The 19,642-nt window shown below is 68.7% G+C and carries 22 protein-coding genes; 13 read left to right on the top strand and 9 right to left on the bottom strand.

Annotation, left to right across the window (positions count from 1 at the left end):
* Positions 1–141 precede the first annotated feature (141 nt).
* The 4 genes from urtB to urtE all read left to right on the top strand — a co-directional run bounded on the left by urtB (position 142) and on the right by urtE (position 3,600).
* Positions 142–1,008 carry an urea ABC transporter permease subunit UrtB gene (urtB, locus tag Aple_RS30750; protein WP_155348267.1) on the top strand — a complete coding sequence of 289 codons (867 nt, stop codon included), beginning with the start codon at positions 142–144 and terminating at the stop codon, positions 1,006–1,008.
* Positions 1,005–2,090 carry an urea ABC transporter permease subunit UrtC gene (gene urtC / locus Aple_RS30745; protein WP_155348206.1) on the top strand — a complete coding sequence of 362 codons (1,086 nt, stop codon included), beginning with the start codon at positions 1,005–1,007 and terminating at the stop codon, positions 2,088–2,090. The genes urtB and urtC overlap by 4 nt, the downstream gene beginning before the upstream one ends.
* On the top strand, positions 2,087–2,848 hold the full coding sequence (gene urtD, locus Aple_RS30740; protein ID WP_155348205.1) for an urea ABC transporter ATP-binding protein UrtD: 762 nt from the start codon (positions 2,087–2,089) through the stop codon (positions 2,846–2,848). Before urtC ends, urtD begins: the two co-directional genes overlap by 4 nt.
* A 62-nt stretch (positions 2,849–2,910) precedes the next feature.
* Entirely contained in the window at positions 2,911–3,600 is a 690-nt protein-coding gene (gene urtE, locus Aple_RS30735; RefSeq protein WP_155348204.1) for an urea ABC transporter ATP-binding subunit UrtE, read from the top strand.
* An 85-nt stretch (positions 3,601–3,685) separates the two neighbouring features.
* On the opposite strand, the gene Aple_RS55710 is transcribed toward urtE, so the two are convergent.
* Both Aple_RS55710 and Aple_RS30725 read right to left on the bottom strand, forming a co-directional pair.
* Positions 3,686–4,657 carry a GNAT family N-acetyltransferase gene (locus Aple_RS55710; RefSeq protein WP_155348203.1) on the bottom strand — a complete coding sequence of 324 codons (972 nt, stop codon included), beginning with the start codon at positions 4,655–4,657 and terminating at the stop codon, positions 3,686–3,688.
* A 71-nt stretch (positions 4,658–4,728) separates the two neighbouring features.
* Positions 4,729–4,974 carry a DUF2630 family protein gene (locus Aple_RS30725; RefSeq protein ID WP_155348202.1) on the bottom strand — a complete coding sequence of 82 codons (246 nt, stop codon included), beginning with the start codon at positions 4,972–4,974 and terminating at the stop codon, positions 4,729–4,731.
* 130 nt (positions 4,975–5,104) lie between these two features.
* Between Aple_RS30725 and Aple_RS30720 the strand changes: the two genes are divergently transcribed.
* The 5 genes from Aple_RS30720 to Aple_RS30700 all read left to right on the top strand — a co-directional run bounded on the left by Aple_RS30720 (position 5,105) and on the right by Aple_RS30700 (position 9,289).
* The gene (locus Aple_RS30720) at positions 5,105–5,971 is read left to right on the top strand and encodes an SIS domain-containing protein (RefSeq protein WP_246264892.1); all 867 of its coding nucleotides are present in this window, start codon (positions 5,105–5,107) and stop codon (positions 5,969–5,971) included.
* Positions 5,968–6,789: a class II fructose-bisphosphate aldolase gene (locus tag Aple_RS30715; RefSeq protein WP_155348200.1), complete on the top strand. Its 822-nt coding sequence runs from the start codon at positions 5,968–5,970 to the stop codon at positions 6,787–6,789. Before Aple_RS30720 ends, Aple_RS30715 begins: the two co-directional genes overlap by 4 nt.
* A 154-nt stretch (positions 6,790–6,943) precedes the next feature.
* Positions 6,944–8,656 carry a 2-isopropylmalate synthase gene (gene leuA, locus Aple_RS30710; protein ID WP_218038574.1) on the top strand — a complete coding sequence of 571 codons (1,713 nt, stop codon included), beginning with the start codon at positions 6,944–6,946 and terminating at the stop codon, positions 8,654–8,656.
* 121 nt (positions 8,657–8,777) lie between these two features.
* Positions 8,778–8,951, top strand: a complete 174-nt coding sequence (locus tag Aple_RS30705; protein WP_155348199.1) for a DUF3073 family protein — start codon at positions 8,778–8,780, stop codon at positions 8,949–8,951.
* 2 nt (positions 8,952–8,953) lie between these two features.
* On the top strand, positions 8,954–9,289 hold the full coding sequence (locus tag Aple_RS30700) for an ArsR/SmtB family transcription factor (protein WP_155348198.1): 336 nt from the start codon (positions 8,954–8,956) through the stop codon (positions 9,287–9,289).
* Here Aple_RS30700 and Aple_RS30695 read toward each other — a convergent pair.
* Positions 9,286–9,984, bottom strand: a complete 699-nt coding sequence (locus Aple_RS30695; RefSeq protein ID WP_155348197.1) for a TetR/AcrR family transcriptional regulator — start codon at positions 9,982–9,984, stop codon at positions 9,286–9,288. The genes Aple_RS30700 and Aple_RS30695 overlap by 4 nt on opposite strands.
* Positions 9,985–10,117: 133 nt before the next feature.
* Here Aple_RS30695 and Aple_RS30690 point away from each other — a divergent pair, with 133 nt between their 5' ends.
* Positions 10,118–11,044: an NAD-dependent epimerase/dehydratase family protein gene (locus tag Aple_RS30690; protein WP_155348196.1), complete on the top strand. Its 927-nt coding sequence runs from the start codon at positions 10,118–10,120 to the stop codon at positions 11,042–11,044.
* A gap of 24 nt (positions 11,045–11,068) precedes the next feature.
* Positions 11,069–11,962, top strand: a complete 894-nt coding sequence (locus tag Aple_RS30685) for a Gfo/Idh/MocA family protein (protein ID WP_246264891.1) — start codon at positions 11,069–11,071, stop codon at positions 11,960–11,962.
* Between the two features lie 40 nt (positions 11,963–12,002).
* On the opposite strand, the gene Aple_RS30680 is transcribed toward Aple_RS30685, so the two are convergent.
* Both Aple_RS30680 and Aple_RS30675 read right to left on the bottom strand, forming a co-directional pair.
* Complete coding sequence (locus tag Aple_RS30680) at positions 12,003–13,283, bottom strand: Glu/Leu/Phe/Val family dehydrogenase (protein WP_155348195.1); 1,281 nt, start codon at positions 13,281–13,283, stop codon at positions 12,003–12,005.
* 230 nt (positions 13,284–13,513) lie between these two features.
* Positions 13,514–14,368: an SDR family NAD(P)-dependent oxidoreductase gene (locus Aple_RS30675; protein ID WP_155348194.1), complete on the bottom strand. Its 855-nt coding sequence runs from the start codon at positions 14,366–14,368 to the stop codon at positions 13,514–13,516.
* Positions 14,369–14,413: 45 nt separating this feature from the next.
* On the opposite strand from Aple_RS30675, the gene Aple_RS30670 reads away from it, so the two are divergent.
* Both Aple_RS30670 and Aple_RS30665 read left to right on the top strand, forming a co-directional pair.
* Complete coding sequence (locus tag Aple_RS30670; protein ID WP_170321743.1) at positions 14,414–14,983, top strand: TetR/AcrR family transcriptional regulator; 570 nt, start codon at positions 14,414–14,416, stop codon at positions 14,981–14,983.
* Between the two features lie 32 nt (positions 14,984–15,015).
* Positions 15,016–16,614 (top strand): alkaline phosphatase D family protein, encoded by a 1,599-nt coding sequence (locus Aple_RS30665; protein ID WP_246264890.1) that lies wholly within the window; start codon positions 15,016–15,018, stop codon positions 16,612–16,614.
* Here Aple_RS30665 and rocD read toward each other — a convergent pair.
* From rocD to Aple_RS30645, 4 genes are all read right to left on the bottom strand, one after another.
* On the bottom strand, positions 16,611–17,822 hold the full coding sequence (gene rocD, locus Aple_RS30660) for an ornithine--oxo-acid transaminase (RefSeq protein ID WP_155348192.1): 1,212 nt from the start codon (positions 17,820–17,822) through the stop codon (positions 16,611–16,613). The genes Aple_RS30665 and rocD overlap by 4 nt on opposite strands.
* Positions 17,819–18,643, bottom strand: a complete 825-nt coding sequence (ddaH, locus tag Aple_RS30655; RefSeq protein ID WP_246264889.1) for a dimethylargininase — start codon at positions 18,641–18,643, stop codon at positions 17,819–17,821. The genes rocD and ddaH overlap by 4 nt, the downstream gene beginning before the upstream one ends.
* Positions 18,644–18,789: 146 nt before the next feature.
* Positions 18,790–19,233: an Lrp/AsnC family transcriptional regulator gene (locus Aple_RS30650; RefSeq protein ID WP_155348191.1), complete on the bottom strand. Its 444-nt coding sequence runs from the start codon at positions 19,231–19,233 to the stop codon at positions 18,790–18,792.
* Between the two features lie 111 nt (positions 19,234–19,344).
* Positions 19,345–19,578, bottom strand: a complete 234-nt coding sequence (locus tag Aple_RS30645; protein ID WP_155348190.1) for a DUF397 domain-containing protein — start codon at positions 19,576–19,578, stop codon at positions 19,345–19,347.
* Positions 19,579–19,642 lie beyond the last annotated feature (64 nt).

The raw sequence follows: 19,642 nt of genomic DNA, 5'->3' as shown, positions 1-19,642 counted from the left end.
CGCATGACCTCCGTCCGGGGGACTCGCCGCTGCGGTTGTCCAGATCACGACTTTCTCATTGAACCTGCGGGGATGACCGCAGGCGGCTCCGGAGCCGAGGCACATCCACGGATATATCGGGAAATTTATGGAAGGGGCATGGTGGAGGGATTCCTCAACCAGCTGCCGATCGGGCTGTCGATCGGCGCGGTCCTTTTGCTCATCGCGCTCGGGCTGACGTTCACGTTCGGGCAGATGGGCGTGATCAACATGGCCCATGGCGAGTTCATCATGGCGGGGGCGTACACGGCCTTCCTGCTGCAGGACTTCGCCGGGCGGAGCGCGGTGCTGGTGGCGCTGCCGGTCGCGTTCGTGGTGGCCGGGCTGATGGGGCTGCTGCTGGAACGCCTCGCGATCCGGCACTTCTACGGACGGCCGCTGGACACGCTGCTGCTCACCTGGGGCGTCAGCCTGGTGCTCCAACAGGTGGCGCGGGACCTGTTCGGCGCGCCGAACGTGCAGGTGCTCTCGCCGACCTGGCTGCAGGGGGCGATCGGGCCGATGCCGTACAACCGGCTGTTCATCCTGGCCCTGGCCGTCGGCAGCGTGGTCGCCATCTGGATCTACATGAACCGCAGCGCGCAGGGCCGCCGCATGCAGGCGGTCATGCAGAACCGGCAGCTGGCCGCGACCAGCGGAATCAACACCGGCCGCGTCGACCAGCGCACGTTCTTCATCGGCTCCGGGCTCGCCGGGATCGCCGGGGTGGCGCTGACCCTGATCGGCCCGGTCGGGCCGACGCTCGGCACCTACTACATCGTGGACGCGTTCCTGGTCGTCGTCGCGGGCGGGCTCGGCCAGCTGCGCGGCGCGGTCATCGCGGCGGCGGCGCTCGGCCTGCTCAACTCCTACGCCGAGTTCTGGACCAACGCCAGCCTGGCCAAGGTCATCGTGTTCGCGGCCATCATCGCGTTCCTCCAGTTCCGTCCGCAGGGCCTGTTCGTCCTCCGTTCAAGGGCACTCACATGACCGCAGTCCTGGAGAAGCCGACCCAGCAACTCACGCCCAAGGAACCGCGCCAGTGGAAGGGCCCGGCCGTGTTCGTCGCGGTCGCGATCATCGCGCTGGTGGTCATGCCGCTGGTGCTGGAACCCTTCCGTCTTGGCCTGCTGGCCAAATACCTCTGCTACGCCATCGTCGCGCTCGGGATCGGCCTCGCCTGGGGGCAGGGCGGCATGCTCACCCTCGGCCAGGGTGTCTTCTTCGGCCTGGGCGGCTACGCGATGGGCATGTATCTGAAGCTCAACGACGCCGGCGGGGACCTGCCCGACTTCATGGTGTGGAGCGGGGTCGAGGACCTGCCCGCGCTCTGGGCGCCGTTCGGCAATCCGGTGTTCGCGCTGGCCATGGTGGTGGTCGTGCCGCTGGTCGTGGCGGTGCTGCTGGGCACGCTGGTGTTCCGGCAACGCGTGCGCGGGGCGTACTTTGCGATTCTCACCCAGGCACTGGCGGCCGCGATGGTGATCCTGCTGATCGGCCAGCAGGGGCTCACCGGGGGGACCAACGGGCTGACCAACTTCTTCGACTTCTTCGGCAACGACGTGGCCGCCGAGTCCACGCAGCGCGGGCTCTACCTGACGGTGGCGATCGTGCTGGGCGTGCTCTACCTGGCGGCCTGGCAGCTGGTGCGCAGCCGGTTCGGGCGGCTGCTGCTGGCCGTGCGGGACGGGGAGGACCGGGTGCGGTTCCTCGGCTACAACCCCGCCACCGTGAAAACGATCACGTTCGCCATCTCGGCGGTGATGGCGGGCATCGCCGGGGCGCTGTTCGTGCCCGTCGTCGGGATCATCTCGCCCGCGCTGCTCGGCGTGGTGCCCTCGCTGGAACTGGTGGTCGCGGTCGCCGTCGGCGGGCGGTTCGCGCTGGCCGGGGCGGTGCTCGGCGCGGTCGTCATGGGCTACGCCAAGACCTACTTCAGCGAGGAACTGCCGGACGCCTGGCTCTACCTGCAGGGCGCGCTGTTCATCCTGGTCATGACGCTCGCCCCGAAGGGCATCGTGGGCGTGGCCACGGCGCTGCGCGCCCGGGTGCGGAAGGAGGCGTCGGCATGACGGCGCTGCTGGAGGTTCGCGACCTCTCCGTGGTGTTCGACGGCTTCCGGGCCATCGACGGCGTGGACTTCACCGTGGACAGCGGCGAGTTGCGCTTCCTGATCGGCCCGAACGGCGCCGGCAAGACCACCCTCATCGACATCATCACCGGCCTCACCAAACCGACCACCGGCACCGTCGTCTTCGACGGGAACTCGCTGGCGGGCAAGCGCGAGCACGAGCGGGTCCGGCTCGGCATCGGCCGCACCTTCCAGACCTCGGTGGTGTTCGAGGACCTCACCGTGCTGGAGAACCTCGACCTGGCGGCCTCGTTCCGCCGCCCGCTCTGGTCGCTGCTGCGGCGGCGCAAGGGCGTGATCGCCGCCGTCGAGCAGGCCCTGGAGACCACCGGCCTGGCCGACCTGGCGCCCCGCAAGGCGGGCGTGCTCTCGCACGGCCAGCGCCAGTGGCTGGAGATCGGCATGCTCATCGCGCAGGGCCCGCGCCTGCTCCTGCTGGACGAGCCGGTGGCCGGCATGTCCTCGGACGAACGCGCCCGCACCGGCGAGCTCCTCACCTCCATCGCCAAGGACCACACGGTCATCGTGATCGAGCACGACATGGAGTTCCTCCGCAGGTACGCCTCCCAGGTGACCGTCCTGCACGAAGGCAAAGTCCTGATCGAAGGCTCGGTGGACGAGGTACGCGCCGACCCCCGCGTCCAGGAGGTCTACCTGGGCCGCGCCCGCGAGGAGGCCGCCCACGATGCCGTCACGTGACCTCCTTCACGCCCGTCATGGGCTCGCCCCCCTGAAAGCCAGTCACGGGAAGGCCGCGCACAATGTTGTCAGTTGACCGTCTGGAATCCGGATATGGCCGCGCCCGCGTCCTGTTCGGCGTCTCCCTCGAGGTGGCCCCCGGCCAGCTCGTCTGCGTGATGGGCCGCAACGGCGTCGGCAAGACCACCCTGCTCAACACCCTGATGGGCGTGCTCCCCACCACCGCCGGCACCGTCACCTTCGCCGACCGCGACATCACCAAGCTCAAACCCCACGAGCGGGTACGGCTAGGCCTCGGCTACGTCCCCCAAGGCCACGAAACCTTCCCCCAACTCACCGTCCACGCCAACCTCCAGGTCACCCTCGACGCCTCCGGCAACCCCGCCTCCGCCCTCGACGAGGCCCTGGACGTCTTCCCCCGCCTGAAACCCCTACTCAAACGCCGCGCCGGCTTCCTCTCCGGCGGCCAGCAACAACAGCTCGCCATCGCCCGCGCCCTTGTCACCCAACCCAAACTCCTCATCCTCGACGAGCCCACCGAGGGCATCCAGCCCTCGATCATCATCGAGATCGAGGAGGCGATCGAGCAGCTGCACGCCTCCGGCATCGCCATCCTCCTGGTCGAGCAGTACCTCGACCTCGCCATGCGCCTGGCCGACCGCTACGTCATCCTCGACGCCGGCCGCGTCGTCCACGCGGGCACGGCCGCCGACCTCCAGGGCGAGGAGGCCCGCCGCCTGCTCGCCGTGTGACGCGCGGCCGTGACCCCGCGATGGGCATCACCCGTCCAGCTGCCAGGTCGCCGGACGGGTGATCGGCGCGCCCGCGCCTGGAGGTCTAGAGCGAGAGTTGCCACTCGTTCCAGACGTCGAGCAACTGGTAGCCGAGTCGTTCGTTGATGGCGATCATGCGGGCGTTCGTGACCGCGTTCCAGGTGATTATCCGGGTGGCGGTGGGTTCCTGGTTGTGGAACCAGGTGGTGTTGGCCTGTTTCATGATCAGGCCGAGGTGGTGGCCGCGGTGTTCGCGGAGGACGGCGGTGTCGGTTTGGCGGCCCCAGCCGTCGGGGGTGTTGTCGGCGATGATGCGGGTGAAACCGACGGCGTGGCCGGTGGCGCGGTGGCGGGCCACCGTGGTGTAGGCGGTTTGCTGGGCTTTGGCCCAGCCCGCTTCGAATGTGCGGACTCGGGCGGCGTCCCAGCGGATGGGTTCGACGTCCATGCCGTCGGTGGGGGCGTCGTTCATGGCGGCCATCAGGGTGGCGGCGTCGTCGACGAGGTCGTCGGGGGCCGCGTCCTGCCAGCGGTCCAGGATGTAGTCGGGGGAGAGGCTCGCCACGCCTTTCTCATACGCGTTCCAGTCGACGGCGGTCAGGTCGAGGATGCGTCTGGCCTGGGCGGAAGCGGCTTCGAAGCCGTGTTCGCGGGCGAAGGCGCCGCCGGGGGAGTCGGGACGGGCCTCGGCGAAGATGACCTGGCGGTCGTGGGCTCGGGCGCGGGCGATGGCGTGTTCGAGGAGGGCGGTGCCGATGCCTTGGCGGCGGTGGGCGGAGCCGACGTGGAAGATGCGTAACAACGCCGCGTGCGCGTTGTCGGGGCCCGGGAAGTGCACCGCGACGCCGCCGACGATCTGGCTGTCGAGGCGGGCGACGTAGGTTTCGCCGGGTTGGGCGACCCAACCGTGTTCGGCCACCACGGCGAAACGCGGGAAGGACGAGACCGGGCCGGGTTCCTCATCGGCGGCGGCGATGGCGTGGAACGAGTGCAGGCGGTCGCCGGGGTCGGCGTAGTCAAGACGCTCGATGTCCATGCGTCCAGCAAACCCTCTGGCGCGGGCGCCGAGCGACCGGATTTATCCGCTTATAGCGGATGGGACGCGCGTTACTGGCGGTAGCCCTCGACCTCGGTGACCGAGCGGGTTTCCGCGTTGTCGGGGTTGTCGCCGACCTGGCGTTTGGCGCGGCGCTGGCGGAGCAGGTCCCAGCACTGGTCGAGGGACTCTTCCAGGGTCTTGATCCGGGAGCGCTCCTCGCTGCTGGAGACCTGGCCCGCGGCCAGCCGCTCGCGAAGCTCCCGTTCCTCCTCCACCAGTTCGCCGATCTTGGAGAGGATCTCGTTGTCCCGCATGACGTGCCTCCTTCTCGCTTTTCCGACACTCTATGTCCTGGCGATCACCACGCCAGTACGGGCCTGGTTTGACAGATTTGAGAGTTTTGAGAGGTTGTCGGGGATGTTGCCGACAGTGGGAGACGCAGCGGTGAGCCATACCCAAGCCGAGGTCCAGAGCCAGCCGGAGATGTGGACCAGGACCCTGGCTGTCCCGTACGCGGATCTGCCCCGAGCCGGGCTGAACGTGCTCGGGGTCGGCTGCGGGACCTCGTTCTACATCCTCGACGCGTACGCGCGACGCCGGCAGAGCCTGGGCCGGGGGCGGACCAGGGCCACCATCGCCACCGAGTTCGCCGACGAGGATCCGTACGACATGGCGATCCTGCTGTCTCGGTCGGGCACGACCAGCGATCTGCTGCCGCTGGCGGAGCAGCTGTCCGAGCGCATGACCACGGTCGCGATCACCGGCACGCCCGGGTCGCCGATCACCGAGCTGACCCACCGGCAGGTGCTGCTGGACTTCGCCGACGAGCGGTCGGTAGTGCAGACCCGCTTCGCCACCTCGGCGCTCACGCTGCTGCGCGCCTCGATCGGCGAGGACGTGAGCGGACTGCCCGCCGAGGCCGAGCACGCCCTCCAGGAGCCGCTGCCGGATCCCGCGGACTTCGATCACGTCGTCTTCCTGGGGACGGGGTGGACGCTGGGGCTGGCCGAGGAGGCGGCGCTCAAGTGCCGGGAGGCGGCCAAGTTGTGGACGGAGTCGTACGCGACGCTGGAATACCGGCACGGGCCGATCGCGTGCGCGGGGCCGCGGAGCCTGGTGTGGTCGCTGGCGCCGTTGCCTGAGGACGTCATCGGCGCGATCGCCGGGACGGGGGCGACGCTCAGGATCGCCGCAGCCGATCCGCAGGCGGAGCTGGTTGTGGTGCACCGGCTGGCGGTGGCTTTCGCGCGGCATCGAGGGCTGAACTGCGACAGCCCTGATCATCTGTCCCGTTCGGTCGTGACCGGATGACGTTGATCACCACCGCCGAGATCATCGACAACGCCCGGCGGCGGCGGGTGGGGGCGGGCGCGTTCAACGTGATCGAGATCGCGCACGCCGTGGGCATCGTGACAGGGGCGGAACGGATCGGGGAGCCGGCGATCCTGCAGGTCAGCGAGAACACGGTCGCCTATCACGGGGGGATCGACGCGATCGGGGCCGCCTGCCTGGCGGTCGCCGACGCGGCGCGGGTTCCGGTCGCGGTGCATCTCGATCACGCCACCACGTGGGAGCTGGTGGAGCGGGCGGTGCAGCTGGGGTTCTCGTCGGTGATGTTCGACGCGTCGGCGTTGCCGTACGGGGAGAATGTCGCGGCCACCGCGGAGATCGTGCGGCGGTCCGGGGTGTTCGTGGAGGCGGAGCTGGGGGAGGTGGGCGGGAAGGACGGGGTGCACGCGCCGGGGGTTCGTACCGATCCGGCCGAGGCCGCGGCCTTTGTGGAGGCGACGGGGGTGGACGCGCTCGCGGTGGCGGTGGGGACGTCGCACGCGATGGTGACGCAGGACGCCGAGCTGGACTTCGAGCTGATCACGCGGCTGCGGGAGGCGGTCGAGGTGCCGCTGGTGCTGCACGGTTCGTCGGGGGTGCCCGACGCGGGGCTGGTCCGGGCCGTCCGGCATGGGATGACAAAGATCAATATCGCGACCCAGCTGAACGTCATGTTCACCGCTGGAATTCGTGGGGGATTGACCGACTCCAAAGTGGTCGATCCCCGGCACTACCTGGCCTATGGGCGGGCCTCGGTGGCCGGGCGGGTCCAGCAGCTCCTAGAGGTGCTGACAGTTTGAGCTCCCGGGTCTGCTACTGTGCAAGACATGCTGCGCGGTCTGCTTCTTAGCTGCCGCGGCGAGGGCCTGTAGAAGCTAGGCCGGCTCCCTCGTCGCGGAGCGAGCCATGCGCGTCGGCCACTTCTCTGTGAATCCGACCACCAGGAGCCCTTCCGTGTATCCCCAGCAGCAGCGCAGCCCCATGCCGTTCCAGCGTTACGCCCCCTTCGAGCCGATCCGGCTGACCGACCGCACCTGGCCCGATCAGGTCATCGACCGCGCGCCGCGGTGGTGCGCCGTCGACCTCCGGGACGGCAACCAGGCCCTGATCGATCCGATGGACGCCCACCGCAAGCTCAAGATGTTCGAGCTGCTGGTCCGGATGGGCTACAAGGAGATCGAGGTCGGCTTCCCGGCCGCCTCGCAGACCGAGTTCGACTTCATCCGCCAGATCATCGACGAGGGCCGGATCCCCGACGACGTGGTCATCCAGGTGCTCACCCAGGCGCGGCCCGAGCTGATCGAGCGCACCTTCGAGTCGGTGAAGGGCGCCAAGCAGGCCATCGTGCACCTGTACAACTCCACCTCGACGTTGCAGCGCCGGGTCGTGTTCGGTCAGGACAAGGACGGCATCACCGCCATCGCGGTCGAGGGCGCCAAACTGTGCAAGAAGCTCGCCGAGGACATGGGCGACACCGAGATCTACTTCCAGTACTCGCCGGAGTCGTTCACCGGCACCGAGCTGGAATACGCGGTGGAGGTCTGCAACGCCGTCAACGACGTGTGGCAGCCGACCCCGGACCGCAAGGTGATCCTCAACCTGCCGGCCACCGTCGAGATGGCCACCCCGAATGTGTACGCCGACCAGATCGAGTGGATGCACCGCAACCTGGCCTACCGGGACTCGGTGATCCTCTCCCTGCACCCGCACAACGACCGCGGCACCGCCGTGGCCGCCGCCGAGCTGGGATACCAGGCGGGCGCGGACCGGATCGAGGGCTGCCTGTTCGGCAACGGCGAGCGCACCGGCAACGTGTGCCTGATCACGCTGGGCATGAACCTGTTCTCGCAGGGCATCGACCCCGAGGTCGACATTTCCGACATCGATGAGATTCGCAGGGTTGTTGAGTACTGCAACCAGCTGCCCGTGCATCCGCGGCACCCGTGGGGTGGCGAGCTCGTCTACACCGCGTTCTCCGGGTCGCATCAGGATGCGATCAAGAAGGGGTTCGAGCATCTGGAGCGGGACGCCGCCGCGGCGGGGGTGCCGGTGGACGAGTTCACGTGGGCGGTGCCGTACCTGCCGATCGATCCTAAGGACATCGGGCGGACGTACGAGGCGGTCATCCGGGTCAACAGCCAGTCGGGCAAGGGGGGCGTGGCCTACATCATGAAGGCCGACCACCACCTCGACCTGCCGCGGCGGCTGCAGATCGAGTTCTCGCGGGTGGTGCAGGCGCGCACCGACGCCGAGGGCGGCGAGGTGACGCCGGCCGCGATGTGGGCGGTGTTCACCGATGAGTACCTGCCCAATCCCGACCGGCCGTGGGGGCGGCTCGGGCTGCTCGCGCACCGGAACGTGTCCTCCGCCGACGGGCAGGATGTGATCAGCGCGGACGTGCGGGTGGACGGCCAGATCCGCGAGATCCAGGGCCGGGGGAACGGGCCGATCTCGGCGTTCTGCGACGCGCTCGCCTCGGTCGGGGTGGACATCCGGGTGCTCGACTACACCGAGCACGCGATGAGCGCCGGCACGGACGCGAAGGCCGCCTCCTACGTGGAGGGGGAGATCGGCGGGCAGGCCCTCTGGGGGGTCGGCATCGACGCCAACACCACGACCGCGTCGCTGAAGGCGATCATCTCGGCCGTCAACCGAGCGCACCGCTGACATTCGGCTCCGGGCCACCTGACGAGGTGGCCCGGAGCCGAGTTTTTGTCGGCGGCTCACGTTAGGCTGACACTTGCAGATTTGCTTAATTGCCCATCATGGCAAGCGAGGAGGAGAGGCCATGGGACGGGGTCGGGCCAAGGCAAAGCAGGTGAAGGTCGCTCGCGAGCTGAAATATCGCGATGGCGGCGATCTGGAGTCGCTCCGACGGGAACTGGGCGTCGATGGGGCGCCCGCCGCGAACCGGAGCGACGACAGCGAGACAGAGCAGTACGAAACGGAGCAGGGCGTCTAGTAATGCCCGTGCCGCTCTACCAGGCCAAGGCCGAACTGTTCAAAACCCTCGGCCATCCGCTCCGCATCCGGGTGCTCGAGCTCCTGTGCGAAGGGCCGAAACACGTGCGCGACCTGCTGGTCGAGATGGAGGTCGAAGCGCCCAACCTCTCCCAGCAGCTCGCGGTGCTGCGCCGGGCCGGGCTGGTGACGGCCCGGCGCGACGGGACGACCGTCGCCTACGAGCTGGCCGGTCCCGACGTGTCCGAGTTGATGCGGGCGGCCCGGGGGATCCTCACCGAGCTGCTGGTGGGGCAGCGTGAACTGCTCGCCGAGCTGGAGCAGTCCCGGCGGAACTAGTCGGGGATGCCGAGGAAGCGGGCCAAGCCGCGCATGTTGTGGTCGAAGAGTTCGGCCCGGTGGGTGACCACGTTGTTGAACTGGCCGAAGAGCTCGAAGCTGATCATGCCGTACAGGCCGGTCCAGGCGGCGATGGCGCGGGTGATCACGTCGTCGGAGACGCCGGGTATGAGGGATCTGATGATCTCGGCGTCGGTGCTCAGGATGGGCGGGACCGGGGGGCAGATGTCCGGCGGCGACAGGCGCCCGGCGCGATGGGCGTCGCCGAGGATGCGCCCGTAGACGGTGGTGGCGCGGGTGGCCGGGCCGACCGTGTCCTGCGGGGCGCGGTAGCCGGGGACCGGTGAGCCGTGGATCAGCGCGTATTCGTGTGGGCGGGCCAGCGCCCAGTTCCGGACCCCGTGGCAGACGGCCAGCCAGCGCGCGCCGAAGTCGTCCGGCGGGCTCGCGGCGTCCGCGTCCTCGGCGGCGGCGCCCACGGAGTTGTAGCCGTCCACGATCAGGGCAGTAAGCAGATCATCCTTGGTCGGGAAATAGCGGTGCACGGCGGAGGACACCATGCCCATCTCGCGCGCGACCGCGCGCAGCGACAGGCCGCTCGCCCCCTCGCTGGCCAGCTGGACTCGGGCGATGTCGGTGATCTCCCGGACCAGTTCGGCCCGGACACGTTCCCGTGCGGTACGGCTTGCGTTCACATGGGCACCATACCAGAGCGCCGCGATAAATCGAGAGCAGTGCTCTTGACGATTGGTGCTCTAATGGGAGAGCATTGCTCTCATAAAGAAGGGTTGCTTGTCCGCACTCGAAGCCGAGAAACAGGAGCACATCATGGGTAAGCACGTCATCGTCGGAGCAGGTCAGGTCGGCCGCCAGGCCGCCGAAATGCTGGACGCGCAGGGGCACGAGGTCGTCCTGGTGTCCCGGTCGGGCTCCGGGCCCGAGCACATCACGAAGATCGCCGCCGACGCCTCGGACGCCGACGCGCTCGGCCGCGCCGCCCGGGGAGCCGATGTCCTCTACAACTGCGTGAACCCGAAATATCACCGCTGGCCGACCGACTGGCCGCCCATCGCGAGCGCGATCCTCCGCACCGCGGAGGCCAACAGCGCCGTGCTGGCCATGGTCGGCAACCTGTACAGCTACGGTCCTGTGGACGTCATGACCGAGGATCTTCCGCTGGCCGGGACGGGCCACAAGGCCAGGGTCAGGGCCGAGATGTGGCGGCAGGTGCTGGCCAGCCACGAGGCCGGGCGGATCCGGGGCACCGAAGTGCGCGGGTCTGACTATTTCGGTCCGGGCTCCACGGACCAGGCGTACCTGTCCATGCAGGTGATCGGTCCGGTGGCGGCGGGCAAGCGGGCCGTCGTGCTGAGCGATCCCGATATTCCGCACTCGTGGACGTACCTGCCGGATGTGGCGCGGGCGTTGGTGATCGCGGGAACGGATGAGCGGGCCTGGGGGCGGCCCTGGCACGTGCCGACGACGCCGCCGCTCACCATCCGCCAGGTCGCCGAGCGGGTCGCCACCCTGGCCGGGGCACGATCTCCCCGGATCACGGAGATCCCCGTGTGGGGGGTCAACGTTCTGGGGCTGTTCATGCCGTTCATGCGGGAGCTTCGCGAGACCCGCTACCAGTTCGACCGGCCGTTCGTGCTGGACTCCTCCGCCTTCCAGAAGACCTTCGGCGTCGCGCCGACGCCGATCGACGAAGCTCTCAAGGCGAGCATGCAGCATCTCGCCACGCAAACCCGGTGATGTCGTCTTATGTAGGGTCGGGGGATGCTGCGTATTGGAGTGATCGGGCTCGGGGATATCGCCGCGAAGGCGTACCTGCCGGTGCTCGCCGCCACCCCCGGGCTGGACTTACGGCTCTGCACGCGTGACCCGGGGACGCTGCGGCGGCTGGGTGACACCTATCGGGTGTCCGGCCGGTTCTCGCGGGTGGATGATCTGATCGACGATGGGATCGACGCGGCTTTCGTGCACGCGGCCACCGCCGCGCATGTGGAGATCGTCAGTCGGTTGCTGGAGGCGGGTGTGCACGTCTTCGTCGACAAACCGCTCGCTTATCACTTCGTGGACGCGGAGAAACTCGTCCGGCTGGCGCGGTTGCGCGAACGTTCGCTGATGGTGGGGTTCAATCGCCGGTACGCCCCCGCGTACGTGGTTCTGGCCGGACTCCCGCGCGACATAGTGATCATGCAAAAGAACCGGGCCAACCTTGCTGAGGACCCGCGAGTCGCGATATTTGATGATTTCATCCACGTGGTCGATACGCTGCGTTTCCTGGCTCCGGGCGAGGTCACCGGGACCCGGATCAGGACGCGGGTGGTCGGCGGGCTGCTCGAACACGTCGTCCTCGAACTCGACGGGGACGGGTTCACGGCACTAGGGATCATGAGCAGGGTCAGCGGCGCCGCCGAAGAGACCTGCGAAACCATGGGCGGCGGCATCAAACGCCGCGTCACCAACCTCGGCGACGTCGTCGACTTCACCCCCGGCGAAACGCTCGTCCGGCGTCCGGACTGGACGCCGGTATCCCGGCAACGCGGCATCGAGCAGGCCTGCCACACCTTCCTGGACGCGGTCAGCGCGGGCAGGCTGCTCGATGCCGATGACGCTCTCGAAACCCATCTCCTCTGCGAACAGATCGTGACGCAGGAATCCGAGTGATCCCACGCGAGCAGATCGTCACTCAGGAGCCTGAAGGATCTCAGGGGTAGAGGCCACGCAGCCGGTGTGCTTCCGCTACCCGGCCGACCCCGATCGCGTGCGCCGCTTCTCGCAGGGTCAGCCCGCGGTCGGCGGCGAGCGTGTTCACCTCGCGGAACGCGCCCTCCATCAGGTCGCGTAACTTGATCTCGACCTCGTGGGCGCTCCACGAGTAGGCCTGGGTGTTCTGCACCCATTCGAGATACGACACGATGACGCCGCCGGCGTTGGCCAGGATGTCGGGGACGATGGTGGCGCCCTGGTCGGCGAGGATCAGGTCGGCTTCCGGGGTGGTCGGCCCGTTCGCCCCCTCCACGATCAGCCGAGCCTTCACCCGATGCGCGTTCGCGCCGGTCAGCACCCCTTCCAGGGCGGCCGGGACCAGCACGTCCACATCGAGTTCGAGAAGCTCGTCATGGGCGATCGTGTCCGCGTGCGGGTAGCCGGGCACCCCGCCGTTCGCACTCGCCCAGGCGCGCACATCGGCGACATCGAGCCGCTCCGAGTAGATCGCCCCGGACGCGTCGGAGACCGCCACCACCCGGCACCCCGCGTCCGCCAGGTACTGCGCCGCCAGCGCCCCCACCTTGCCGAACCCCTGCACCGCGACCGTGCGGCCGTCGGCACTGCCCAGCGCGGCCAGCGCCGCGATCTGCACCCCACGCGAGGTCGCGCCCGCCCGCCCGAGCGACCCGCCGAGCGTGGTCGGCTTCCCGGTCACGACACCCGGCACGGAATATCCCGCGTTCACGCTGTACGTATCCATGATCCACGCCATGGTCTGCTCGTCGGTGCCGACGTCCGGGGCCGGGATGTCCTTCTCGGGTCCGATGAGAGGTTGTATCTCGTTGGCGTACCGCCGGGTCATCCGCTCCAGCTCGCGACTGGTGAGCGTGGCAGGATCCACGGCCACGCCGCCCTTCGCGCCGCCGTACGGGATGCCCACCAGGGCGCATTTCCACGTCATCCACATGGCGAGCGCGGTGACCTCGGCCAGATCGGTGTCCGGGTGGAAGCGGATGCCGCCCTTCGCCGGGCCGCGCGAGAGATTGTGCTGCACGCGATACCCCTGGACGACTTCCATCCGGCCGTCCTCCCGCCGTACCGGAACCGAGACGGTGAGGGATCTGCGCGGGGTGGCCAGCATTCGATGCAGGCCGTCATCAAGTCCGAGGAAGCGCACCGCCTCGGCGAGCTGGAACCGGGCGGCGTCCAACGCCTGCTGCCCCGGAGCCATGCCCTGAATTCCCGACGTCGTTGTCGGGAAGTCCACGATGGTCATGTCGGAGAGTTCTCCTCCATCTAGTGTCGGTGCGCCGCACGGGGACGGCTCCGGCCCATCCCGTCGTCATTGACGGAACGTTCCCACCGGCACCGATCCCCGTGCGACGCCTCTACCTGAGATCCAATCCTGGCGTCGCCCGCCAGGGGAATATGCCGAGTCGGCGGAATAGGTCTACCTGTTGGCCGTTTTGGAGCGTGTCGCAATTGGGGCGGCCCACCACCGTGCGTCTATGCGGAGACGTAAGCCTCCGAGAGCTCCCACAACCGGGCCGCGAGCTGGGCGTCATCGGCCTGCGGGTTGACCTTCGCCCCGGCCCGCAGCCCGTCGTGGTAGGCGCCGTCGGCGACCTCGGACGCGCTCACCAGGGCGATCAAAGGGCCCGCGCCGTCCGCCGCGCCGATCGTGACCCGCCGGAGGAGCGGGATCCGGTTCACCACTCCGACCAGTCCGGAGCCGGACGCGAACCGGATCTCCTGCTCGACCCCGCGTTCCTCGGCGACCCGCCGCGGATTGAAGCAGACCGCCGTCACCCGGGAACCGGCTTCGCGGCGGGCCAGTTCCCGGGTGAACAGGATGTTCATCAGCTTGCTCGTCGAGTAGGCGATCCAGCCACCGCCGTAGCGGCGTCGTGTCCATTCCAGGTCGTCGAGGTCCAGCTTGCCGAACCGGTTGCCGACGCTGGCGGTCGTGACGACCCGGGCGCCGCTCTCCCGCAGCCGTGGCAGCAGAAGCGTCGTCAGCAGGAACGGCGCGAGGTGGTTGGCCTGGAAGGTCAGCTCGTGGCCGTCGGCGGTGACGCGTCGCTCCGGCACCAGCCCGCCCGCGTTGTTGGCCAGCACGTCGATGCGCGGGTAGCGGTCGAGCAGGCGGTCGGCCAGCGCGCGCACCTCGGAAAAGCTGGCGAAGTCGGCGATCTGCGGCTCGGTGCCGAGCCGGGCCGCGATGTCTCGCGTACGCGTGGCGGAGCGCCCGACCGCGACGACGGTCGCGCCCCGCTCGGCCAGACGAAGGGCGGCGGCCGCGCCGATGCCGGAACTGGCGCCGGTGATCACGACGGTACGCCCATGAAGATCCTTAGACATGAGACAGAGTGTCTCACCTTGAGTCGCAGATGTATAGTAGGGGTGATGGTACGAGGACAAGCACTCAGAGATCATGTGGCGAGCGGCATTCTGGAGGCGGCCGCGGCGCTCATCGCCGAGCGGGGCGAATCGGTGAGCATGACCGATGTGGCCACCGCGGCGGGCGTCGGCCGCGCCACCCTCTATCGCTACTTCCCGAGCCGCGAAGCGCTGCTGGCCGCCCTGCTCGAGGCCGGCCTCGCCGAGGTGGCCCAGCGGCTGGCCGATGCCCGGCTCGACGACACCCCGATCCCCGAGGCGTTCGCCCGGGGCACCCGTGCCGTCCTCGCAGCGATGCTGAAATACCGCGGGCTCGGCTCGTTCCCGCTGACGCAGGCCCAGAAGCAGGCGGCCGACACGGCGATGTTGGCGCCGTTGCGTGCTCTCTTCGACCGCGCCGCCGAGGAGGGGGCGCTGCGTTCCGACCTGTCGCGCGAGGCGCTGGTCGAGGTCTACCTGAGCCTGCTGGAAGGGACGAACGCGCGGGTGACGCTCGGTGGCCTCGGCAGTCTCGGCGTCGAACCGGCGGCCGCGGCGATCACGGAAGTGTTCCTGCGCGGGGCCTTGGCCGGCTGATCGCGGCCGATCTTCGCGCGGGGGTGCGGGCGATGTCGTCCCTGCGGTATCACTTGGGGGTGGCACACCTGGTGATCGGGCCGTTGTTGCGGCATGTCGATGGGTTCACGGCGACTGTTTGGGTGGAGACCAGTGCGTCGTGCACGGTCACCGTGGTGGCGGGGGAGGAGCGGGTTTCGGAGCGCACTTTCACGGTGCACGGGCATCACTATGCGGTGGTCGATGTGCCGGTTCGGGAGGCGGTGCCGTACCAGGTGGAGCTGGATGGGGTGGGGGTGTGGCCTGAGGAGGGGATGGAGCGGAGTGTCGTCCGGCCGGTGCGGCGGCTGGAGAAGGTGGTGTTCGGGTCGTGCCGGACGAGTGTGCCGCATGATGCGGCGCATCTGGTCAGTCATGGGGTGGACACACTTCGGGCGTATGGGCATGGGATGACGGTTGACGATCAGCTGCCTGATCTGCTGCTGATGCTGGGCGATCAGGTGTACGCGGATGAGCCGTCGGCGGAGATGGTGGGATATATCCGGGAGCGGCGGGGGAACGCCGCGCCGGTGGATGAGATCGCGGACTTCGAGGAGTACGCGGAGTTGTATCGGCAGGCCTGGACGGATCCGGAGATCCGGTGGGTGCTGTCCACGGTGCCGACCGCGATGATCTTTGACGATCATGATTTGCGGGACGACTGGAACACCTCGCAGCCGTGGCGGGAGCAGATGGCCAAGCTCGCGTGGTGGCGGCGCCGGGTGGTCGCGGGGCTGGGGGCGTATTGGGTCTACCAGCATCTGGGCAATCTGACGCCGGCTGAGCGGGCCGTCGACGAGGTCTACGGGAAGATCCGGGAGGCGGCGGACGGAGCCGAGATCCTCGACGCTTTCGCGGAACGGGCCGACGCCGATCCGACCACCAGCCGCTGGAGTTACGCGCGGGACTATGGCGGCATCCGGCTGATCATGCTGGACACGCGTTGTGCGCGCCATCTGGTGCCCGGGGAACGTTCGGTGCTGGACGCGACCGAGTGGGCCTGGCTGGAGCAACAGGTCGCGGGAGACTACGACATGCTCCTGGTCGGCTCGTCCGTCCCCGTCCTGCTTCCGGCCGGAATCCACCATGTCGAAGCCTGGAACGAAGCGCTCGCCGACGGCGCGTGGGGCAAACGGGTGGCTCGATGGTCCGAACGTGTCCGCCAAGCCGTCGATCTGGAGCATTGGGCGGCATTCCGGCGTTCGTTCGAGCGCCTGTGCACTCTGCTGGCCGGAACCGGGAAGACCGTGCTCCTGCTGTCCGGAGACGTGCACTACTCGTATGTCGCCAAGGTCAAGGGCGCGCCCCTCTACCAGCTGGTCTGCTCCCCGATCAGAAACCCGCTCAGCCGCACGCTCCGCCTGGCCAACATCATCGCCCAGTTCGGCGTCGCCACCCTGGTCGGCGGACTGATCGCCAGAACCGCCAGACTCCCCAAACCACCTTTCAAATGGCGGATCACCAACGGCCCGTGGTTCTCCAACGCCCTGGCCACGCTGACCTTCCCGACCGACGGCGTCCCCGAAGCCCGCTGGTACAGCCCGACGACCGCCGCGGACCCACCCGAACTCACCGAGATCTCCCGAGTACCGCTACCCGGGAGACCGGCCTAGAGCTTCGGCGACCGGGCTTGGAACTCGCCGAGCACTGCGGCGAGTTGGTCGATTGCCCAGGAGAGGTCCTCGGCGGTGATGACCAGTGGGGGAGCCAGGCGGATGGTGGAGCCGTGGGTGTCCTTGGCGAGGACGCCCTTGGTCATCAGGGACTCGCAGACCTGGCGGCCGCTGGCCAGGGAGGGGTCGATGTCGATGCCCGCCCACAGGCCGCGGCCGCGGACCGCGACCACGCCGGGGAGGGCGCGCAGGCGGTCGTGCAGGGTGGCGCCTAGTTCGCGGGCCCGGGCCTGGAACTCGCCGCGCTTCAGGATGGCGATGACCGCGTTGCCGACCGCGCAGGCCAGCGGGTTGCCGCCGAACGTGGACCCGTGCTGGCCTGGCTTGATCACCCCGAGCACGTCGGCGTTCGCCGCCACCGCGGAAACCGGGACGATGCCACCGCCCAGCGCCTTCCCCAAGACGTACATATCCGGAATGACGCCCTCGTGGTCGCACGCGAACGTCATCCCGGTGCGGCCAAGCCCGGACTGGATCTCGTCGGCGATCATCAAGATGCCCGCCGATGTGCAGATCTCCCTGACCTGCGGCAGGTAACCGTCCGGCGGCAGGAGCACGCCCGCCTCGCCCTGGACCGGCTCGATCAGCACCGCCACCGTGTTCTCGTCGATGGCCTCCCGGATCGCCTCCGCCGAGCCGTACTTCACGATCGTGAAGCCCGGCGTGTAGGGGCCGTAGCCGTCGCGCGCGTCCGGGTCGGTGGAGAAGCTGACGATCGTGGTGGTACGGCCGTGGAAGTTGTCCTCCATCACGATGATGTTCGGCTCGCGGATGCCCTTGACCTCGTGGCCCCACTTGCGCGCCACCTTGATCGCGGTCTCCACCGCCTCGGCGCCGGTGTTCATCGGCAGGATCATGTCCTTGCCGCACAGGTCGGTCAGCCCATCCGCGAACGCCGCGAACTGGTCGTGGTAGAAGGCCCGGCTGGTCAGCGTGAGCCGATCGAGCTGCGCCCGGGCGGCGGCCAGGATCTCGGGATTGCCGTGGCCGAAATTGAGCGAGGAGTATCCGGCCAAGCAGTCCAGGTAGCGCTTGCCCTCCACGTCGACGACCCAGGCGCCCTCGGCGGAGGCGATGACGACCGGGAGCGGGTGGTAGTTGTGCGCGCTGCGGCTCTCGGCCAGCTCGATGAAATCCCGGGTGTTCACAGGCGGATCTCCAAAGTGCAGCACTTGGGCCCGCCGCCGGCTTTGCGCAGCTCGGTCAGTTCGACGGGAACGACCTGATAACCCTGCCTGGTCAGGGTATGGCAGAGCCCGGCCGCCTCGGCGTTGATGACGATGTTTTTGCCGTCGCTGACCGCGTTGAGCCCGAGCACCAGCGCGTCCGCCTCACCCGCGATCACCGCGTCCGGGAAGAGCCGCCGCAGCACCGTCAGGCTGCCCTCGGAGAACGCGCCCGGGTAGTAGGCCACGTTGCCGTCGCCGAGCGCGAACAGCGCGGTGTCCAGGTGGTAGAAGCGCGGGTCGACCAGCCGCAGCGTGATCACCGGCCGGCCCAGGAACTCCTGCGCCTCCATGTGGGCCGCGATGTCGGTACGGAAGCCGGTGCCCGCCAGGATGACCTCGTCCAGGGTGAGGAAGTCGCCTTCGCCCTCGTTCGTGAAGGCCGCCTCCCGGACCGGATAGCCCCGCTGGGCGAACCACTCCAGGTAGGCCGGGCCCTCCGCGGCCCGCTCCGGGTGCGCGAACCGCGCGCCGTAGACCTTGCCGTCCACGACCAGCGCCCCGTTGGCCGCGAACACCATGTCCGGCAGCCCGTCGATCGGGTCGATCGCGCTCACCTGGTGCCCGAGCGACTCGTAGGCGCTCTTCAAGGCCTCCCATTGCCGTACGGCTGTCGCCGCGCTGGCCCCCAGCGTCGGATCCATCCACGGATTGATCCGGTATGTGACTCCGAAGAACTCGGGCCGGCACATCAGGAAATGCCGGGTGGTCGCCACCCGATGGTCAGGAAGACCCACTGTCATGTGAGCAGGAATCACGAAATTTCTCCACAAAGAGGGCCACGGGGTTGCTGTCTTCAGGGTAGAAATAGCGCGACTTCCCGCCAATGCGGCGACATTGCGCCTCAGCGGTGATCGATTGCGTTTTCCGGGGCCCGACCGGCGATTCGTTACGCCGGACGGGGGGTGATCAGGCGGGTGAGCACGATCGCGCTCTTGGTCCGCACCACGAAAGGCTCGGCGGCGATGCGCTCGATGACCTGCTCGACATGGCGCACGTCGGTGGCCCTGATGTGCAACAACGCGTCGGCCTCCCCGGTGACCGTGCAGGCCGAGACGACCTCGGGCAGCCGCGACACCGCCAGCGCGATCGCGCTCGGCGAGGTCTTCCCCTGGCAGAACAGTTCCACGTAGGCCTCGGTGGTCCACCCCAGCGCCGACGGCTCGACCTGCGCGGTGAACCCGGTGATCGCCCCCGTCTGCACCAGCCGGTCCACCCGCCGCTTCACCGCCGGAGCCGACAGCCCGACCTGGCCGCCGATCTCCGCATATGTCGATCGGGCGTCCTCGACCAGGGCCCCGATGATGGCACGATCCAGCTCGTCCAACTTCACGCCCCCTGTATATCGCCCTGGCGGACGACGGGGCGCGGCGGGCAGCCATGATCAAAACCTTCTATGAGCGCCGCTCCCGGAACGCGGCGCTCCAGAACGTCCCAGCCGAGATCAGGTCCGCGCGACCAGATCGTCGAACTCGCCCGACTTCACCGCCCGCAGGAACGCGGCGATGTCCGCGCGGCCGAAGACCAGCGCGGGACCCGTCACGAAGCGGGAGTTGCGGAAGGCGACCTTGTTGTCGGCGAGGCGGGCCACCTCGACGCAACTGCCGCTGGGATTGCTATGGGTGCTCTTGCGCCACGTGGTGCCGCTCAGGTCGTTCGCGTTGGGGACGTGGTCCATCGTGCCCTCCAGATTTCTCGTTCTGAGGGCAAGACTATGCCGTGCACGTGCATCCGTGTTTGCA

The sequence above is a fragment of the Acrocarpospora pleiomorpha genome (assembly GCF_009687885.1).
In the GTDB taxonomy this organism is placed as follows: domain Bacteria; phylum Actinomycetota; class Actinomycetes; order Streptosporangiales; family Streptosporangiaceae; genus Acrocarpospora; species Acrocarpospora pleiomorpha.
The sequence above is the reverse complement of the archived record's forward strand: the minus strand, read 5'-3'. Positions and strand labels throughout refer to the sequence as shown.

Excerpts from the sequence above, each read along its gene's own strand:
- Aple_RS30645 (WP_155348190.1), bottom strand. The coding sequence starts at position 19,578 with ATGGACCACGTCCCCAACGCGAACGACCTGAGCGGCACCACGTGGCGC.
- Aple_RS30715 (WP_155348200.1), top strand. The coding sequence starts at position 5,968 with ATGACGTTGATCACCACCGCCGAGATCATCGACAACGCCCGGCGGCGG.
- urtC (WP_155348206.1), top strand. The coding sequence starts at position 1,005 with ATGACCGCAGTCCTGGAGAAGCCGACCCAGCAACTCACGCCCAAGGAA.
- urtE (WP_155348204.1), top strand. The coding sequence starts at position 2,911 with ATGTTGTCAGTTGACCGTCTGGAATCCGGATATGGCCGCGCCCGCGTC.
- Aple_RS55710 (WP_155348203.1), bottom strand. The coding sequence starts at position 4,657 with ATGGACATCGAGCGTCTTGACTACGCCGACCCCGGCGACCGCCTGCAC.
- Aple_RS30705 (WP_155348199.1), top strand. The coding sequence starts at position 8,778 with ATGGGACGGGGTCGGGCCAAGGCAAAGCAGGTGAAGGTCGCTCGCGAG.
- Aple_RS30725 (WP_155348202.1), bottom strand. The coding sequence starts at position 4,974 with ATGCGGGACAACGAGATCCTCTCCAAGATCGGCGAACTGGTGGAGGAG.
- Aple_RS30665 (WP_246264890.1), top strand. The coding sequence starts at position 15,016 with ATGTCGTCCCTGCGGTATCACTTGGGGGTGGCACACCTGGTGATCGGG.
- Aple_RS30675 (WP_155348194.1), bottom strand. The coding sequence starts at position 14,368 with ATGTCTAAGGATCTTCATGGGCGTACCGTCGTGATCACCGGCGCCAGT.
- Aple_RS30700 (WP_155348198.1), top strand. The coding sequence starts at position 8,954 with ATGCCCGTGCCGCTCTACCAGGCCAAGGCCGAACTGTTCAAAACCCTC.
- ddaH (WP_246264889.1), bottom strand. The coding sequence starts at position 18,643 with ATGACAGTGGGTCTTCCTGACCATCGGGTGGCGACCACCCGGCATTTC.
- Aple_RS30690 (WP_155348196.1), top strand. The coding sequence starts at position 10,118 with ATGGGTAAGCACGTCATCGTCGGAGCAGGTCAGGTCGGCCGCCAGGCC.
- urtD (WP_155348205.1), top strand. The coding sequence starts at position 2,087 with ATGACGGCGCTGCTGGAGGTTCGCGACCTCTCCGTGGTGTTCGACGGC.
- Aple_RS30670 (WP_170321743.1), top strand. The coding sequence starts at position 14,414 with ATGGTACGAGGACAAGCACTCAGAGATCATGTGGCGAGCGGCATTCTG.
- Aple_RS30685 (WP_246264891.1), top strand. The coding sequence starts at position 11,069 with ATGCTGCGTATTGGAGTGATCGGGCTCGGGGATATCGCCGCGAAGGCG.
- Aple_RS30680 (WP_155348195.1), bottom strand. The coding sequence starts at position 13,283 with ATGACCATCGTGGACTTCCCGACAACGACGTCGGGAATTCAGGGCATG.